This window comes from Streptomyces sp. NPDC026522, assembly GCF_055567555.1.
Genome location: NZ_JBVHQF010000003.1, coordinates 157722 through 175560, shown reverse-complemented (window position 1 = coordinate 175560; position 17839 = coordinate 157722). Strand labels below are relative to the sequence as shown.

15 protein-coding genes and 1 tRNA gene are annotated in these 17839 nt (G+C 70.9%); 7 read left to right on the top strand and 9 right to left on the bottom strand.

The window, feature by feature from the left end:
- Positions 1-101 precede the first annotated feature (101 nt).
- The 5 genes from ACZ4M3_RS09140 to ACZ4M3_RS09120 all read left to right on the top strand — a co-directional run bounded on the left by ACZ4M3_RS09140 (position 102) and on the right by ACZ4M3_RS09120 (position 7771).
- Positions 102-3977, top strand: a complete 3876-nt coding sequence (locus ACZ4M3_RS09140; protein WP_467730974.1) for an amino acid adenylation domain-containing protein — start codon at positions 102-104, stop codon at positions 3975-3977.
- Between the two features lie 69 nt (positions 3978-4046).
- The gene (locus ACZ4M3_RS09135; RefSeq protein WP_467730973.1) at positions 4047-5024 is read left to right on the top strand and encodes a TauD/TfdA dioxygenase family protein; all 978 of its coding nucleotides are present in this window, start codon (positions 4047-4049) and stop codon (positions 5022-5024) included.
- Between the two features lies 1 nt (position 5025).
- Complete coding sequence (locus ACZ4M3_RS09130) at positions 5026-5766, top strand: SDR family NAD(P)-dependent oxidoreductase (protein ID WP_467730972.1); 741 nt, start codon at positions 5026-5028, stop codon at positions 5764-5766.
- 89 nt (positions 5767-5855) lie between these two features.
- Complete coding sequence (locus ACZ4M3_RS09125; protein WP_467730971.1) at positions 5856-6668, top strand: phytanoyl-CoA dioxygenase family protein; 813 nt, start codon at positions 5856-5858, stop codon at positions 6666-6668.
- The gene (locus tag ACZ4M3_RS09120) at positions 6668-7771 is read left to right on the top strand and encodes a zinc-binding dehydrogenase (protein WP_467731332.1); all 1104 of its coding nucleotides are present in this window, start codon (positions 6668-6670) and stop codon (positions 7769-7771) included. Before ACZ4M3_RS09125 ends, ACZ4M3_RS09120 begins: the two co-directional genes overlap by 1 nt.
- Positions 7772-7840: 69 nt before the next feature.
- On the opposite strand, the gene ACZ4M3_RS09115 is transcribed toward ACZ4M3_RS09120, so the two are convergent.
- From ACZ4M3_RS09115 to ACZ4M3_RS09090, 6 genes are all read right to left on the bottom strand, one after another.
- Positions 7841-9346 (bottom strand): MFS transporter, encoded by a 1506-nt coding sequence (locus ACZ4M3_RS09115; protein ID WP_467731331.1) that lies wholly within the window; start codon positions 9344-9346, stop codon positions 7841-7843.
- 19 nt (positions 9347-9365) lie between these two features.
- On the bottom strand, positions 9366-9992 hold the full coding sequence (locus ACZ4M3_RS09110; protein ID WP_467730970.1) for a TetR/AcrR family transcriptional regulator: 627 nt from the start codon (positions 9990-9992) through the stop codon (positions 9366-9368).
- Positions 9993-10123: 131 nt separating this feature from the next.
- Positions 10124-10294, bottom strand: a complete 171-nt coding sequence (locus ACZ4M3_RS09105) for a hypothetical protein (RefSeq protein WP_467730969.1) — start codon at positions 10292-10294, stop codon at positions 10124-10126.
- Between the two features lie 43 nt (positions 10295-10337).
- Positions 10338-10484: a SulP family inorganic anion transporter gene (locus ACZ4M3_RS09100; RefSeq protein WP_467730968.1), complete on the bottom strand. Its 147-nt coding sequence runs from the start codon at positions 10482-10484 to the stop codon at positions 10338-10340.
- A 187-nt stretch (positions 10485-10671) separates the two neighbouring features.
- Positions 10672-10745: transfer RNA gene (locus ACZ4M3_RS09095), tRNA-Pro, on the bottom strand.
- A gap of 102 nt (positions 10746-10847) precedes the next feature.
- A complete protein-coding gene (locus tag ACZ4M3_RS09090; RefSeq protein WP_467730967.1) occupies positions 10848-11792 on the bottom strand; it encodes a metallophosphoesterase in 945 nt (314 codons plus the stop codon).
- Positions 11793-11871: 79 nt separating this feature from the next.
- Between ACZ4M3_RS09090 and ACZ4M3_RS09085 the strand changes: the two genes are divergently transcribed.
- On the top strand, positions 11872-12333 hold the full coding sequence (locus ACZ4M3_RS09085; RefSeq protein ID WP_467730966.1) for a GatB/YqeY domain-containing protein: 462 nt from the start codon (positions 11872-11874) through the stop codon (positions 12331-12333).
- A gap of 115 nt (positions 12334-12448) precedes the next feature.
- On the opposite strand, the gene ACZ4M3_RS09080 is transcribed toward ACZ4M3_RS09085, so the two are convergent.
- A complete protein-coding gene (locus ACZ4M3_RS09080) occupies positions 12449-14737 on the bottom strand; it encodes a transglycosylase domain-containing protein (RefSeq protein WP_467730965.1) in 2289 nt (762 codons plus the stop codon).
- 396 nt (positions 14738-15133) lie between these two features.
- On the opposite strand from ACZ4M3_RS09080, the gene ACZ4M3_RS09075 reads away from it, so the two are divergent.
- Positions 15134-15484 (top strand): WhiB family transcriptional regulator, encoded by a 351-nt coding sequence (locus ACZ4M3_RS09075; protein ID WP_467730964.1) that lies wholly within the window; start codon positions 15134-15136, stop codon positions 15482-15484.
- A gap of 27 nt (positions 15485-15511) precedes the next feature.
- On the opposite strand, the gene bagB is transcribed toward ACZ4M3_RS09075, so the two are convergent.
- Together bagB and bagA are read right to left on the bottom strand one after the other, a co-directional pair.
- On the bottom strand, positions 15512-16759 hold the full coding sequence (bagB, locus tag ACZ4M3_RS09070) for an ATPase BagB (protein WP_467731330.1): 1248 nt from the start codon (positions 16757-16759) through the stop codon (positions 15512-15514).
- 56 nt (positions 16760-16815) lie between these two features.
- On the bottom strand, positions 16816-17799 hold the full coding sequence (gene bagA / locus ACZ4M3_RS09065) for an ATPase BagA (RefSeq protein WP_467730963.1): 984 nt from the start codon (positions 17797-17799) through the stop codon (positions 16816-16818).
- Between the last annotated feature and the right edge of the window lie 40 nt (positions 17800-17839).

The window sequence follows — 17839 nt, the reverse complement described above, 5'->3', positions numbered from 1 at the left end:
ACATTCCGTCCTTGCATTCGGCGACAAGCCGCCGATCGGCGCGCGATATGAGGAGTGTGGGACAAGTGTCACGGTCCGGACCCGGCGGCATGCACCTTCCCGTGTCGACGGCACAGCGCGAGATGTGGCTGGCCGAGCAGGTCGATCCGGCCGCCCCGCAGCAGCGCATCGGGGAGTACCTGGAACTCCAGGGGCCCATCGACCGGCGGGACTTCGAAGCGGCCGTGCGGCAGGCGGTCGCGGAGGCCGTCCCGTTGCACGCCCGGTTCGTCGAGGAGGACGGTGAGCCCCGGCAGTACGTGAGCGTCTTCCGCGACTGGGAGTTCCCGGTCCACGACGTCAGCGGTGAACCGGACCCGGCCGCCGCCGCCGAGGCGTGGATGCAGGCCGACCTCGCCCGCCGGATGGACCTCTCCCGAGGGCCGCTCTTCTCCTACGCGCTGTTCACCCTGGGACCGGAGCGTGCCTTCTGGTACCTCAGCGCCCACCACGCCGTCGCGGACGGGCACACGGGTGCGCTCATCGCCCAGCGGGTGTCCGAGCTCTACACCGCGACGACCGCCGGCCTTCCCATGCCTGCGGGCCGGTTCGGGTCCGTCCGGGACATGCTGGTGGACGACGCGGACTACCAGACCTCCGACCGGGGCGCGGCCGACCGGGCGTACTGGACGACCCGGTTCGCCGACGGGCCGGAGGTCCCGACCCTCGCCGTCCGGTCGGCGGGCGGGTCGGCCGGGCAAGGGCAGATCAGCCACAGCGGCCGCCTCTCCGAGGCCGAGACCGAGGCACTCAAAGCGGCGGCCCGGACGGCACGCACCCACTGGTCCGTCCTCGTGATCGCCGCCGCGGCCGCCCAGGTGCACCGGCTCTCTGGTGAACAGGACGTCATTCTCAGCCTGCCGATGGCCGCCCGCACCGACACCGCGGCGCGCACCATGCCGGGGATGTACTCCAACGTCCTGCCCCTGCGCGTCACGGTCCGCCCCGACCTCACGGTGTACGAGCTGGTCCGCGAAGTCGCCGGCGCGTTCCGGGGGATGATCCGGCACCAGCGCCACCGGGGCGAGCATCTGGCGCGCGACCTCGGCCTGCCGGACACGGGGCGCTACCGGTCCGGGCCGATGGTCAACATCATGGCCTTCGACTACGACCTGTACTTCGCCGGGCAGCCCGCCACCGCACACCACCTGACCCAGGGGCTCGTGGAGGACCTGTCGTTCACGGCCTTCGACCGGGCGGACGGCCGGGGGCTGCGCATCGATCTCGTCGCCAACTCAGCCCGCTACGACGCCGACGAACTCGCTGCGCACCACGAGCGCTTCCTGCGCTTCCTGCGCGCCTTCATCGCCGACCGCGACACCCCGGTCGGCGCCGTGGAGCTGCTCACCGAGAGCGAGGAGGTCCGACTGCTCACCGAGCTCGGCGGCCCCGAACGGAAGTACCGCGAAGCCACCCTGCCCGAGCTGTTCGCCCGGCAAGCCGCGAAGGCTCCGGACCTGCCGGCCGTCGTCTCGGCGGAGGCGACGTTGACCTACCAGGAGCTGGATACCGCCTCGAACCGGCTCGCCCGGCTCCTCATCGCCCGGGGTGTCGGCCCCGAGCGGATCGTCGCCCTCGCGCTGCCCCGCTCTGCCGGGCTCGCCGTCGCGGTCCTCGCCGTCCTCAAGGCCGGCGGCTGCTACTTGCCGGTCGACCCCGAATACCCCGCGGAGCGGTTGTCGTTCATGCTGGGCGACACCGCCCCGGCGGTCGTGGTGACCACCGCCGACACGGCCTCGCTGGTACCGCGCACGGACGCCCCGCAGCTCATCCTCGACGCGCCCGGCACCCTGGCCGAGCTGGAAGGCCAAGACGGCACGGAGATCGAGGACAGCCGGCGGGACCGGCTCGACCCGGCGCATCCGGTGTACGTCATCTACACCTCCGGTACGACCGGCCGGCCCAAGGGCGTGGTGATGCCGGGACAGGCGGTGGTCAACCTTCTGACATGGCACGACGAGGCATTCCCGTCGGCCCCTGGGACCAGGATCGCCCAGTTCACCGCGCTCAGCTTCGACGTGTCGGTACAGGAGATCCTGTCCGCGCTGCTGTTCGGCAAGACCTTGGTGGTACCGGCCGACGAGGTCCGGCGCGACCCCGAGCTGCTGGCCGCCTGGCTGGACGAGGAGGGCGTGAACGAATTCTTCGCCCCCAACCTCGTCCTGGAGGCCCTGTGCGAGGCGGCCCTCGCTCAGGGGCGGACCATTCCGTCGCTGCGGGTCCTGGCGCAGGGCGGCGAGGCCCTCACGCCGAGCCGCCAGGTGCGGGAGTTCGTGGGCAGCCAGGCCGGGCGCCGGCTGCACAACCACTACGGCCCGAGCGAGACGCACCTGGTGACGTCCCACACCATGGCGGCGGACGTGGCCGGGTGGCCGGCGGCGGCGCCGATCGGCCGGCCGATCCCCAACATCCGGGCGTACGTCCTGGACGCCGGGCTGCGCCTGGTGCCGGAGGGCGTACGAGGAGAGCTGTACCTCGCCGGGGCCGGGGTGGCCCGGGGCTATCTGAACCGCCCGGGGCTGACGGCGGAACGGTTCGTCGCGGACCCGTACGGGGCGCCGGGAAGCCGTATGTACCGTACCGGCGACGTGGTCCGCTGGCTGCCCGACGGCCAGTTGGAGTACCACGGCCGCTCCGACGAGCAGATCAAGATCCGTGGCTTCCGGATCGAGCCCGGTGAGATCAAGGCGGCCCTCGCAGCCTGCCCCGGAATCGCCCACGCCGAGGTGGTGGCCCGCGAGGTGAGGCCCGGGGACCGGCGGCTCGTCGGATACGTCGTGTCGCAGACGCCGGGCTGCGACACGGCTGCGGTGCGCGACTTCGTACGGGGGATATTGCCGGCCCACATGGTGCCCTCGGCCGTCGTGGAGCTGGCGGAGCTTCCGCTGACCCCGAACGGGAAGCTGGACCGCCGGGCACTTCCCGACCCCCGGCTCACCGGGGCCGCCCCGGCCCGCGAACCGGCCACCGAGCACGAGCGCGTCCTGTGCTCCCTGTTCGCCCAGGTACTGGAGTTGGACTCGGTCGGCGTCGACGAGAACTTCTTCGACCTCGGTGGGCACTCCCTCCTCGCCGCCCGCCTCGTCGCGCGGATCCGGACCGCCCTCCGGACGCCGCTGGAGGTGCACGCCCTGTTCGAGTCCCCGACCGCGGCCGGGCTCGCCCTAAGAGTCGCCGACCCCTCGTCCGGCAGCGCGCCCCGCACCCTGCTGCCGTTGCGCGCGCAGGGCTCCCGTCCGCCGCTGTTCTGCGTCCATCCGGCCGCCGGAATGGGCTGGCCGTACGCGGGGCTCGTGCCGTACCTCGACCACGACCAGCCCGTCTACGCGCTCCAGGCGCGCGGGCCCGGGGAAGCGCCCGGCCTTCCGGCCACTGTCGACGAGATGGCCGCGGACTACGTGGCACAGATCCGCGCGGTGCGGCCCGAAGGCCCCTACCGGCTGCTCGGCTGGTCCTTCGGCGGTCTCGTGGCGCACGCCATGGCCACCCTCCTAGAGCGGGGCGGCGCGACGGTCGACCTGCTCGTGATGGTGGACTCGTATCCCGTCGACGACCGGCTCCGTCCCGACCTGCCCGAGGTCAGCGAGGAGGAGTTCGACCGCTCGCTCCTCCAGTCGGCGGGCGATGAGGCGTTCTCCTTCGGGGACGACACGGCCCGCGCCGCACTCCTCGACGTCTATCGCAACAACATCGACCTGATGGCCGCTTTCAGGCCGGGCGTGTTCCGTGGCGACCTGCTGTTCTTCCGTGCCGCGGAGACCGACCCCGACGATCCGTACGAAGCGGGCCGCAGCACGGCGCTGGCCTGGGCGGCGCACATCGAGGGAGCCATCGCGTCGCACGACGTGCCCGCCACCCACCACCGGATGATGCGCCCGCGTGCCTTGGCGGATATCGGGCTGACCCTGGCCGCTCGGCTGCGGTCCACCAGCGCGTAACGACAGCCCGGGGCGGCAGCCCCACCACCGCGGCGCACCCGCGCCACGAGGACCAGGAGGTTCATCCGCATGACGATCATCCCGACCCACCCCGAGACGGAGGCCGTCGGCGCCGAGCTGGCAGCCGTACGGTCACTGGCCCGCCGCGGCATCGAGGGCCGGACGGACTACCACGGTCCCCGGCTGCTGCGCCGGCTCGCCGAGGGACAGCAGGGCGGGCCGTACGAGCACTTCGAGGTGCGCCCGTCGGGACCGCTGATCGGCGCCGAGATCCACGGCATCGACCTGTGCGCCCCGTTGAGCGACGAGGTGTTCGCCGAGCTCGACCGGGCCCTGCTCGAATGGAAGGTGTTGTTCTTCCGCGAGCAGGACGTGACCGCCGACCAGCAGCGGGCCTTCGCCTGCCGGTGGGGCCGGATCGAGGGTCACCCGTTCCTGCCGGCGGGCACGGGCGAGGACGTCGTGCGGCTGGAGAAGGGCAAGCGGAACCCCGGCTTCGAGAACGTTTGGCACTATGACTTCCCCTGGGTCGAGCGCCCCCCGATGGGCGCCGTCCTGCGCATGGTGGAACTTCCCGGAGGGGGCGGCGGCGACACGCTGTTCACCGATGCGGCGGCGGCCTACGACAACCTCCCCGTCGAGGTGAAGGTGCGCATCGACGGGCTGAAGACGGTCAACGACTTCACGCCGTCGGCGAACTACCGCGAGCTGATGACCGACGAGCAGCGGGCGCACTTCCAAGCGGTCTACCCGCCGGTGGAGCACCCGCTGGTGCGCACCCACCCGAGGACCGGTCGCAAGACCCTGTTCCTGACGTCGATCTTCACCACGCACGTCGCGGGACTTCCGGCCGACGAGAGCGAGGAGCTGCTGGCCTACCTCTTCCGTCAGCTGGAGTACCCCGAATACCAGGTGCGTTTCCGCTGGGAGGCGAAGTCCATCGCCTTCTGGGACAACCGGGCCGTACAGCACTACGCCACCTCGGACTATCATCCGCACCGCCGGGTCGCGGACCGCACCGCCATCGCCGGCGACCGGCCGTTCTGACATGCCCGGATCCCTGGCCGTGGTGAGCGGCGGCACCCGGGGCATCGGCCTCGCTCTCAGCCTGCGGCTGGCGCGCCTCGGTCACCGGGTGGCCGCCCTTTACCGAGGCGACCACCAGGCCGCTCACGAGGCGGCTGCTCTCGGAGCAGGCCGGATCGACACCCACCAGGTCGACGTGGCTCGCCCGGACGAGGTACGTGACGTGTGCGAACGGCTCCTGGCCGAGCACGGCGCTCCCGAGGTGCTGGTGAACAACGCCGGCATCAACCGGGACCGGCCGTTCCTGGAACTCAGTGATCAGGACTGGGACCAGGTCGTTGCCACCAACCTGTCCGGACCGTTCCGCCTGACCCGGGCCCTCGCCCCGGCGATGGTGGCGGCGGGCCGGGGCACGATCGTCAACGTCGGTGCGACCACGGGCATCCGCCCGCGGGCCAACGGGGTGAACTACTGCGCCAGCAAAGCGGGACTCCTGCACTTCACCCGCTGCCTGGCGCTGGAGCTCGCGCCCGCGATCCGGGTCAATTCGCTCATTCCCGGGTTCACCGACACTCCTGAGGTGGTCGAGCGGTACGGCTTGGAAGACCCCGCCCGGCGGGCCCGGGTGCTCGCGCAGATCCCGTTGCGCTCCATAGGCACCGTCGAGCACGTCGCCGATTCCCTGGAGTTTCTCGTCGGCCGATCGGGCCGCTATGTGACGGGGCAGCAACTGGTCGTCGACGGCGGCAATTTCATGGGCTGAGCGCCCCGCCGCTCGCGCCCGGTCCGCACCGATCACGTCGGCACCGATCACGCCCCGCGCCGATACACACCGTCATACGGAGGAAACCCATGCATCTCAGTGAAGAACAGATCGCCCGGTACCGCGAGGACGGATTCCTCCTCGTGGAGTCCGCCCTGGACGAGCGGGAGGTGGATCGGCTGCGAGCCGCGTTCCTGCGCGATTGTGACGTCCGCGGCCCGCAGGTGATCAGGGAGGAGTCCCGCGACGAGGTGCGCGCGGTGTACGCCTCGCACCAGCGGCAGCCCGAGTACGCCGGGCTGATCCGGGACCCTAGGGTGCTCGGGCCGGTGCGGCAGCTCCTCACGGACGACGTCTACGTCTACCAGTTCAAGATCAACGCCAAGCCGGCGTTCGGCGGCGAGAAGTGGTCCTGGCACCAGGATTACGTCGCCTGGCGCATCGCAGACCGGTTGCCTGCCCCGCTCCAGGTCAACGTCGGGGTCTTCCTCGACGCGGTCGACGAATTCAACGGCCCCGTCATCTTCCTGCCCGGCTCGCACCGCTCCGGCCTGGTGCGCGACAGCCGTGCTGCCGAGGCCAAGTCCGCGCAGCACCTGGACCCGGACGACATCGCACTCACCCCCGACCAGCTCTCCGTCCTGGTCGCCGGGCGCGGCATGGTCAGTCCCAAGGGCCCGGCCGGATCCCTCGTCTTCTTCTCACCCGAGATCGTGCACGGCTCCGCACCCAACATGTCGCCCTTCCCGCGCCGCCTGCTCATCGCCACCTACAACGACACCGCCAACCTGCCGAGCTACCCCGGTGAACCGCGGCCCGACTACGTCGTGTGCCGCGACACCGAGCCGCTGCGGACCCTCGACGTCCCCTTCCTCGACGCCCTCGAAGGGGTGCCGGCGTGATGCGCGCAAAGGCCGTCGTCCTGGAGGAGTTCGGCCGGCCGCCGGCCCTGCGGGAGTACGAAGTCCCGCCCGCCCCGGCCGGGGGAATGCTCGTCGCCTGCCGCCACGGCGGCATCTGCGGCACCGACCTGCACCTCCAGCAGGGCCATCTGCCGATCCCCACCCCGCTGGTCCTGGGCCACGAGGGCCTGGGCACGGTCCACGAGCTGGGCCGGGGCGCCCCCGCTCACGACGCCACCGGGGCCGCGCTGCACACCGGCGACACCGTGATGTGGGCCTCCTCGATCGCCTGCGGCACCTGTGTGGCGTGCCGGCTGCACCGGGAACCGACCCTCTGCGAGAACCGCCGCACCTACGGGGTGAACCGCTCCACCGCCGACGGCCCCGAGCTTTCCGGCGCTTGGGCCGAGTACATCGTGCTCCAGCCCGGTACCACCGTCGTGAAGCTTGACGACGCCATCGACCCGCTCGCAGCCATGTCCCTGGCCTGCGCGGGGCCGACCGTCGTGCACGCCCTCTACGAGCGGCGGCCGGTCCGCCTCGGTGAGACGGTCGTGGTCCAGGGCAGCGGCCCGGTGGGCCTGGCGGCCGCCGCGTTCGCGCGGCTCGCCGGGGCCGCGAAGGTCATCGTCGTAGGGGGTCCCGACAGCCGCCTGGCCCTCGCGGCCGCCGCCGGCATCGGCGACGTACACATCGACATCACCGCGCCCGGCGGCAGTGCGGCCGTCCGGGACCGGGTCCTCGCAGAGACGGGGGGCGCCGGAGCCGACCTCGTCATCGAGTGCGCGGGTGTGCCCGCCGCCGTCGCCCAGGGCCTCACCCTCGCCCGCCGCGGCGGCTCCTACCTGGTCATCGGCCAGTACACGGATGCCGGTGACACCCTGCTCAACCCGCACCAGATCGTGCACCGGCAGCTCGACGTCGTCGGATCCTGGGCGTTCACCGGGGCGCACCTCGTCGAGTACGTACGCCTGTTGCCCGCCCTCACAGCGCGCTTCGACCTGGGCAGCCTGGTGTCGTCCTACTCGCTGGACGACCACGAGGCAGCGCTCGCCGCGGTGGCGGACGGTTCGGTGATGAAGGCGGTACTCACGAACCGGTAGGTGGGCGTGGGGTGATACGCGGGAGGAGCCGCCGGATGGTATCCGGCGGCTCCTCCCGCGTCAGCGCGATCAGTGGCCGGCTGCCACCGGCACGGCGTCGGCCCCGTCCGTCCCGGCGCCACCGGGCTGGGAACTGCCGTTCTGCTGCCTGGCGTCGATGAGGAGGAAGGCGGCGACCGCGGCCACGACGAGGATGCCGACCGCCCACCAGATCGCGGTGGCGTAGCCGTGCACCGCGGCCTCGTTCGCGAGCCGGGCCGCGTCCGCGCCGGAACGGGCGTGGGAGGCGAGCCAGTCGGTGGTCGCGCCGGCCGCGATGGTGTTCAGCAGGGCGGTGCCGATGGAGCCGCCGACCTGCTGGGAGGTGCTGACCATGGCAGAGGCCACGCCGGCGTCCTGTGGCTGCACGCTGCGGGTGGCCAGGCTCATCGCCGGCATGAAGGCCGTACCCATTCCCAGGCCGAGGAGCACCTGCGCGGGCAGCACCAGGCCCACGTACGAACTGTCGACCTCGATCTGGGTGAGCAGCGCGATGCCGAGGGCCGACGTCAGGAAGCCGGGCCCCATCAGCAGGCGCGGCGGCAGCCGGGTCATCAGACGGGTACCGATCTGCGTCGATCCGATCACCATCCCCACCACCATGGGCAGGAAGGCGAATCCGGCGACGACCGGCGTGTACCCCTTCACGATCTGCAGGTAGTAGGTGAGGAACAGGAAGAGGCCGAACATGCCGATGACGGACAGGCCCAGCGAGAGGTAGATTCCGCCCCGGTTGCGTTCGGTCACCACCCGGAGCGGTAGCAGGGGGGCCGTGACCCGCCGCTCGACGAAGAGGAACGTTCCGAGCAGGGCCACCGAGGCGAAGAAGAAGCCGAGGGTGACGGGGGCGGTCCAGCCGTCGGACTCGGCGCGGGTGAACCCGTACACCAGGGACAGCAGGCCGGTGGTGGCGAGGACGACACCGGGGAGGTCCAGGCGGGCGCCGTTGCGGGCGCCGGCCGGCTCACGGACCACGGTGACTGCGCCGACCACGGCCGCGACGGCGAACGGGATGTTGACGAAGAGCGCCCAGCGCCAGTTCAGGTACTCGGTCAGCACCCCGCCCATGATCAGGCCGACGGCACCGCCCGCACCGGAGATCGCGCCGTAGATCCCGAACGCCTTCGCCCGTTCCCTGGCCTCGGTGAAGGTGACCGCGAGCAACGACAGCGCGGCGGGCGCGAGCAGCGCGCCGAAGACGCCTTGCAGGGCGCGGGCGGCGAGTAGCATCCCGGGACTGACCGCCAGGCCGCCCAGCGCGGACGCGCCCGCGAAGCCGAGCAGTCCGATGATGAAGGCACGTCTGCGGCCGGTCAGGTCGGCGATGCGGCCGCCGAAGAGCAGCAGGCTGCCGAAGGCCAGCGAATAGGCGGTGATCACCCACTGGCGGTTGCCGTCGGAGATGCCCAGGTCGTGCTGGGCCGAGGGCAGGGCGATGTTCACGATGGTCGTGTCGAGCACGACCATCAACTGGGCGATGCCGATGAATATCAGCGCTTTCCAGCGCCGCGGGTCCGACTGGGCGGTTGCGTGCATCACGTCTCTCAGTTGACGTTCAGGGCGCCTGTTCAAGGCAGGGCAGCAGGGTGGGCAGCAGTACGGCGAGTACCTCGACGGCGGCGCCCAGTGCTTCCTCGCCGCCGGCTCCGCCTGCGGCGGTCCGGGCGAGAATGCCCTCTCGGGAGGCCAGCAGGAACACGGCGAGGCTCTGTGCGCCGACGCGCGTTCCGGTGCGCTCCAGCAGGGCGGCGAGGGCCCCGGTGACAGCCCTGTCGTGTTCGTGCAGCCGCATGCTGAGCTCCGGGGTGCGGGCCGCGTCGAGCCGGAACTCCAGGAACAGCAGGATCCAGCCCCGTTCGTCCGGATCGACTGCCAGGAGCAGTTCCCCGATCCGGCGTGCCGCCCCCGGCGCCGGATCCCGCAGCAGTCCTTCCAACTGATCGAGCCGGTGCGCGGAGTGGCGGTCGAACAGGGCGAGGACGAGGTCCTGCTTGCTCTCGAAGTTGGAGTAGAAGGCCCCCCGGGTGTACCCGGCCGCCGCGCACATGTCCTCGATGCTGGTCTTCGCGTAACCCTGTTCGACCAGCACCCGCCCAGCGGCGTCGAGCAGCCGCTCACGCGTGTGCACCCGCCGCCGGGGCGGCCGTCCGGAATCGGCGGCAGCAGTCTTCGATGGAGCCATGCCAGAACGATACAACAGTGTATTGAATGCACCGTGTATCGAACCGGTCGAGCTACGGGACCGGGTCCGTCGGCGCGCGGGTCAGGCCGGTGGGGGTCTCCGGCCGGCGGTGGTGCCCGGGCGGTGCCCCGTCAGTGGCCGGGCGAGAGTTCGCCGCTGAGCGTTCCGTGCAGGCGGGCGGTGCGCCCGTTCGGGCCGGTGATCTCCACGGCCTTGCCGCGCCGGCGGTACTTGGCCTCGACGGCGTCGAGGGCGGCGACGGGCGAGGCGTCCCAGACGTGGGCGGACGACAGGTCGATCATGCGATCAGGTAGCCGAGGCCGTGCTCCCGGTTGGGCGGAGCGATCACGAGCGCGACGGCGCGCCGGTCGCGGCCGAGATCATGGCCGGGTCGACCCCCGCGATGATCGAGAAGGAGAGCGCCTCGGGGATCAGCGCCAGCGCGACCACCAGGCCGCCGAGCACCTCGGTCCGGAACACGGTCGGAGACATCCGGGCGGCCCGCCCCGGCCGCCCCGGACCGCCGGGCGCACGGGCGCGGAGACGGGGGAGGAAGGCAAAACGGCACGGACCTCGGGCCCGGGCACACCCCAACCGGCGGGCGGGCGCGCGGAAAAGACGCGGAGACGCAGGAAGGGCCTGATCCGTCATGCGGATCAAGCCCTTCCTGCTTACGAAGTCGGGGTGGCGGGATTTGAACCCACGACCTCTTCGTCCCGAACGAAGCGCGCTGCCAAGCTGCGCTACACCCCGATCGTCACCTGTGCAGCGTGTGCTGTCCTGGCGACATCGATTACTTTAGCGGACCGTCGGCCGGAGACGAAATCCGGTTTTCGCGGGGCGCCCGCGGGCCGGTCAGCCGGGCTGGGCGGGGGTCAGCGTCAGGAGGGTGGCCTCCGGCGGGCAGGCGAAGCGGACCGGGGTGAAGCGGTTGGTGCCGCAGCCCGCCGAGACGTGCAGGTACGACCGGTTGCCGTTCGCCGTGTGCGTGGACAGGCCCTTGACCCGGTCGGTGTCCAGGTCGCAGTTGGTCACCAGGGCCCCGTAGAAGGGGATGCACAGCTGCCCGCCGTGCGTGTGACCGGCCAGGATCAGCGGGTAGCGGTCGGCGGTGAAGGCTTCGAGGACGCGCAGGTACGGGGCGTGCACCACCGCCATCGAGAAGTCGGCGTCCGCCTCCGGGCCGCCCGCGACCATCGCGTAGCGGTCCCGCTTGATGTGCGGGTCGTCCAGGCCGGTGAAGGCGAGCTCCAGCCCGTCCAGCTTCATCCGGGCCCGCGTGTTGGTCAGGTTCAGCCAGCCGGCCGCGTCGAAGGCGTCGCGCAACTCCTCCCACGGGTTGTGCACGGCGCCGACGACCGGCTTGTTGCCGTTCAGCCCGTGCCGGCCCTGCGCCTTCTCGATCAGGTAGCGACCGGGGTTGCGCAGCCGCGGCCCGTAGTAGTCGTTCGAACCGAAGACGTACACACCGGGGAAGGACATCAGCGGACCCAGGGCGTCCAGCACCTCCGGCACGCCCTCCGTGTCGGAGAGGTTGTCGCCCGTGTTCACCACGAAGTCCGGGCGCAGCCCTGCGAGCGACTGGAGCCAGGCGCGCTTCTTGCGCTGCCCGCCGACCATGTGGATGTCCGACACCTGCAGTATCCGCAGGGGCCGCATTCCGGCGGGGAGGACGGGGACCGTCACCCGGCGCAGCCGGAACGACCGCGCCTCGAATCCGGCCGCATAGGCCACACCCGCGGCCCCCACCGCCGCGATCCCGGCGGTGACCTTCAGGGGTACTCCGTAACGCGCACGCATGCCCCCATCGTCGCACCCCGTGTCACCCCTACGGAAAACCGGCGGGCGCCGACGCCGCCGCACCTGGCAGACTCGGTGCATGACCACGCTCAAGGCCAAGCTCCAGGAAGACCTCACCGCTGCCATCAAGGCGCGCGACGAGCTCAGCTCGTCCACGCTGCGACTGACCCTCGCCGCCATCACCAAGGAGGAGGTCGCGGGCAAGGAAGCGCGTGTCCTCTCCGACGACGAAGTCCTCAAGGTGATCGCCAAGGAGGCGAAGAAGCGCCGCGAGGCCGCGGAGGCGTTCAGCCAGGGTGGTCGGGCCGAGTCGGCGGCGCGGGAGCTCGCGGAGGGTGAGTTCCTCGACCAGTACCTGCCCAAGCAGCTCACGGACGAGGAGCTCGGCGAGATCGTGGCGCAGGCCGTCGCGGAGGCGAAGGCGGCCGGGGCCGAGGGGCCGCGGGCCATGGGCGCCGTCATGAAGATCGTGAACCCGAAGGTCGCCGGGCTGGCGGACGGCGGCCGCGTCGCCGCGGCCGTCAAGCAGCGGCTGTCCTAGGCGGGCCCGCCTACCAGGCCTACCTGGCCGAGCAGGCGTACATGCGTACATGAGGGAGGCCCGCGCCGGATCATCCGGCGCGGGCCTCCCTCATACAGGGCCTCGTACTAAGGGGCTACTGGACGTCGCCGCCGATCGTGCCCGGCGGGATGGGCAGCCCGGGGAAGGGGTCGACGGGAACGTCGCCGCCGGTTCCGGCGATCGTCGCCCCGCCCGGATCGCCGTCGCCCGGCTTGCCGTCCCGTCCGGGCTTGCCCGGCTTCCCCGGCTTGGCCGGCTTCGCCGGGGTGGGGCTGGCCGGCCGGTTGCCGCGGGCGCCCCCGGACGGGGAGGCGGTGTCGGCGATGAACAGCGTCGAGAAGCTCTGGTTCTCCCGGCCCGCCAGCGCGCCCGTCACCGCCTGCTTCCAGATCGGGCCGGGCAGCCCGCCACCGTAGACCTTGTCGTAGAACTCGCCGCCGATGGTGATGTTCTCCATCGACACCTGCTTGAGGCCCGCGGAGCCCACCCAGGTCGCGCCGGCCATGTTCGGGGTGTACCCGACGAACCAGGCGTTGTAGCGGTTCTCGGTGGTACCCGTCTTGCCCGCGCTCTGCCGGTCGGTGAGACCCGCCTGGGCGCCCGTACCGGAGTCGACCACGCCGAGCAGCAGGGTGTTGATGGTGTCGGCCGTCTTCTCCGACATCACCCGCTCGCACTGCGACTTGGGGACGGAGAGCGCCTTGCCGTGCGCGTCGGTGATCGACTCGATGGCGATCGGGGTGCAGCGCACGCCCCGGTTGGCGAAGGTCGCGTAGGCGTTGGCCATGGTCAGCGGGGACATGCCCTGGGTGCCGAGCGCGATGGCCGGGACCTCCGGCAGCTTGGCGCCGTCGGCCGGGACGACGCCGAGCTTGGTGGTCATCTCGGTGACCGGGCACAGCCCGATGTCGCTGATCATCTCGACGAAGTAGGTGTTGACCGACTTGGCCATCGCCTCCCTCATTCCGTACGGCCCGACCTCGGACTCCGACTCGTTCTCCACCCGGTCCTTGGGCTTGCTGTCGTTGACCCACGGCTTGTCGCCGCAGGTCTGCACGCCGCTCGGGTACTCCATGTCGTGCGGGGAGGCGTACATCTTGGTGGGCGGCATGCCCTGCTCGATGGCCGCGGCCGCGACGAACGGCTTGAAGGTGGAGCCGGTCGGGAAGCCGAAGTTGGAGCCGCCCATCCGCTTGTCGACGGAGTAGTTGATCTGCGTCTCGTCCTTGCCGAAGCCGTACGGCTTGGACTGCCCCATGCCGAGCACCCGGCCGGTGCCGGGCTGTACCAGGGTGACGGCCGTCGCGACCTTGTCGTCCTGGTGGACGTGGTCCTTGATGGACTCGTTGACCGAGTCCTGCGACTGCGGGTCGAGGGTCGTACGTACGGTCAGGCCGCCGCGGTTCCAGAGCTTGGCGCGCTCCTCGCGGGTCTTGCCGAACACCGGGTCGGTCAGGAACGTGTTGCGCACGTAGTCGCAGAAGAAGCCGGCGCCCTTCACGGCGGTGATGCAGCCGTTCTTGGGCCGGGTCACCTTGAGCGTGACCGGCTTCTCCTTCGCCTCGTCGGCTTCCGCCTGCGAGATGTCCTTCATGTCGGCCATCCGCTGGAGGACGACGTTGCGGCGCTTCATCGCCTCCTGGGAGTCGTTGACCGGGTCGTACCGGGTCGGCGACTGCACCACGCCGGCCAGCAGCGCGGACTCGTCCAGGGTCAGGTCCTTGGCCGGCTTGCTGAAGTAGCGCTGGGACGCGGACTCGATTCCGTACGCCTGCTGGCCGAAGTAGGTGATGTTGAGGTAGTTCTCGAGGATCTTCTTCTTCCCGAGTTCCTCCTCGACCTGGATCGAGTACTTCAGCTCGCGGATCTTCCGCCCGAGGCTCTTCTCCTGCGCCTCGCGCACCTTCGACTCGTCGTCGCCGGCTTCCTCGACGAAGACGTTCTTCACGTACTGCTGAGTGAGCGTGGACGCGCCCTGGGCCGCGCCGCCCTCCTGCGCGTTGCGGTTGACCGCGCGCAGGATGCCCTTGAGGTCGACCGCGCCGTGTTCGTAGAAACGGGAGTCCTCGATGGCGACGATCGCCTTCTGCATGTACGGGGAGATGGCCGTCAGCGGGACGACCTGCCGGTCCCGTGAATAGACGGTGGCGATCAAGCCACCCTCCGCGTCCAGAATCGTGGTGCGCTGGCTCAACGGAGGTGTCTTGAGATTGGCCGGGATCTCGTCGAATCCCTCGACCGTCCCCTTGGCCGCGAGGCCCAGGGCGCCGGCGCCCGGGATCGCGATGCCGGCCAGTACGACTCCGGAGAGAACAGACACCCCGAGGAACTTGGCGGCCTGTTGCGGCCCCGTGAGCCCGCCGCCCGAGCGCTTCTTTCCCATGGAGGGCAGCCTACGTTCTCATTCGCCGGACATGCGCGAATGCCTTGGCCTAAGCTGTCCCCAACTGTCACAGCAGCCCGGCGCGACATCAACCCCTCGGCTTGATTTTCACCCCTGCCGAATGGGATGGACTGATGTCCGAATCCCGCCGTTCACTCGGACGGTGCCCAGCGGTGATTCTCCGATTTCACCCGAATCGCCGGAATGGTCGGGCATGTCGTCGGATCACTCCGTCGGGTGATCTGCCGCTTACCCATAGTCCGTTCGGACCATTCAAGATTGGGCCCGTCGGGGGTGTTGCACTGTGCCCGCCTTCCGTAACGTCCTCAACTGGCAGCGGTGAATATGCCGCTACCGCCGTGGGGGAGCCTCGATTCGGGAGAGGACGGCGCCGGGATGGGCTGGGTTACCGACTGGAGTGCGCAGGCAGCCTGCCGCACTACCGATCCGGATGAACTGTTCGTTCAAGGAGCGGCACAGAACAGGGCCAAGGCGGTGTGTACCGGATGTCCGGTGCGGACCGAGTGCCTGGCCGACGCGCTCGACAACCGTGTCGAGTTCGGAGTATGGGGCGGAATGACCGAGCGGGAGCGTCGCGCGTTGCTGCGCCGGCGTCCCACCGTCACCTCGTGGCGACGGCTGCTCGAAACCGCCCGCACGGAGTACGAGCGCAGTACGGACATCCTCACCATGGATGTCGACGCGGAGATCGACGTTCCGTACGAGACGTACGCGGCAGCCGGGTAAACCGCCCCCAGCCGCACGTACGAACGCCTACGCTCCGGCCGGAACCCCGGTCGCGAGCTGCTCTCCGATGGCCCGCAGCCCGGCGAGGTCGTGCACATCGCCGGGCAGGGCGGCCACCTCGGCCACCGCCACCTCGGGGTGCAGTGAGGTGAAGCGGTCCCGCGTGCGCTGTTCGCGCGCGATCAGCTGCATCCGCTCGGCATGCAGGCGCAGCAGTCCCGCGGTGATCTCGTCCACGTCGGCGTCGACGGCGCTGGGGGAGCCGGTCTCGGGAGTGCCGGTGTCCGCGTCCGAGTCACGAAGTCCAGCTTTCCCGGACTCCTGATCGACAATGCCGGAGTCCTCAAGATTCTCTGCGGCGGCCAACGCCCGTTCCGCGGAGAGCTGTTCGGCGTCACTGCCGTGGACCCGGTTCAGTACCAGGCCGGCCAGCGGCATCCGTTCCGCCGCCAGCCGCTCGACGAAGTACGCCGCCTCGCGCAGGGCGTCCGGCTCGGGCGCGGCGACCACGAGGAAGGCCGTACCCGGGGCCTGGAGCAGCCGGAAAGTGGCGTCCGCGCGGGTGCGGAAGCCGCCGAACATCGTGTCCATGGCGGCCACGAAGGTCTGTACGTCCTTCAGCAGCGAGGCGCCCATCAGCTTGCTCAGCGTGCCGGTCATCAGCGACATGCCGACGTTCAGGAACTTCATCCCGGCCCGCCCGCCGACCTTCGCCGGAGCCATCAGCACCCGGATGAACTTCCCGTCCAGGAAGGACCCCAGCCGCTTCGGCGCGTCGAGGAAGTCCAGCGCGGACCGGCTCGGCGGGGTGTCGACCACGATCAGGTCCCAGTCGTCCCGCGCCCGCAGCTGGCCCAGCTTCTCCATCGCCATGTACTCCTGCGTGCCCGCGAAACCGGCCGACAGGGACTGGTAGAAGGGGTTCGCCAGGATGGCCCGGGCCCGCTCCCCCTCCGCGTGCGCCTCGACGATCTCGTCGAAGGTGCGCTTCATGTCGAGCATCATGGCGTGCAGTTCGCCGCCGTCGCCCGACACCCCCGCGACCTTGCGCGGCGTGTTGTCCAGCGAGGCGATCCCCATCGACTGGGCCAGCCGGCGCGCCGGGTCGATGGTCAGCACGACCACCTTCCGGCCGCGCTCCGCCGCCCGGACGCCGAGTGCCGCCGCGGTGGTGGTCTTGCCGACGCCGCCCGAGCCGCAGCACACGATGATCCGGGTCTTCGGGTCGTCCAGCAGCGCGTCGACCGCCAGTGCGGGCGGAGTGTCCAGGCCCATCTCGTCATCCACCAGCTTCCCGGTCGTCGGCTCGCCCGTCCTCGTGGACCGCTCGGTCATGCGTCGACCGCCTGCTTGCGCAGTTCCGTCGCCAGCTCGTACAGACCGGCCAGGTCCATGCCCGCGCCGAGCAGGGGCAGTTCGTACGTCGGCACGTCCAGCCCCTCCAGTACGGTCCGCTGCTCCCGCTCCAGCCGCACCCGGCCCGCGTGCTCGGCGGCCTGCGCCAGCAGCGGGTCCACCAGCCGCTCGGCCAGGCCGCCGCGGCGCGAGCCGCCCAGACCCGCGCGGGACAGGGCCTTCGCCACATCGGTGCGGCGCTCGCCGGCCGCGGCGCCCAGGGCTTCCTCGTCCAGGTGGTGCGGGCGGACCATGTTCACGACGACCCGGCCCACGGGGAGCCCGGCCGCCTCCAGTTCGGCGATCCCGTCCGCCGTCTCCTGGACCGGCATCTCCTCCAGCAGGGTGACCAGGTGGACGGCCGTCTCCGGGGACTTGAGGACCTTCATGACGGCCTGCGCCTGGTTGTGGATCGGCCCGAACCGGGCGAGCCCGGCCACCTCGTCGTTGACGTTCAGAAAGCGGGTGATCCGCCCGGTCGGCGGCGCGTCCATGACCACGTGGTCGTAGACGTACCGCCCGGCCCTGTCCTTGCGCCGCACCGCCTCGCAGGCCTTGCCGGTCAGCAGGACGTCGCGCAGGCCGGGCGCGATGGTCGTCGCGAAGTCGATCGCGCCGAGCTTCTTGAGCGCCCGGCCGGCCGAGCCGAGCTTGTAGAACATCTGGAGGTAGTCCAGCAGCGCCCGTTCGGCGTCGATGGCGAGCGCGTACACCTCACCGCCGCCGCCCGGCGCGACGGCGATCTTCCGCTCCTCGTACGGGAGCGCCTGCGCACCGAAGAGCTGCGCGATGCCCTGCCTGCCCTCGACCTCCACCAACAGAGTCCGTCCGCCCTCGCGTGCGAGGGCGAGCGCGAGTGCGGCGGCGACCGTGGTCTTGCCGGTGCCGCCCTTGCCGCTGACCACCTGGAGCCTGCTCACAGCGTCCGAGCCTAACGAGTCGGCCGGACGGTTCGTGTTC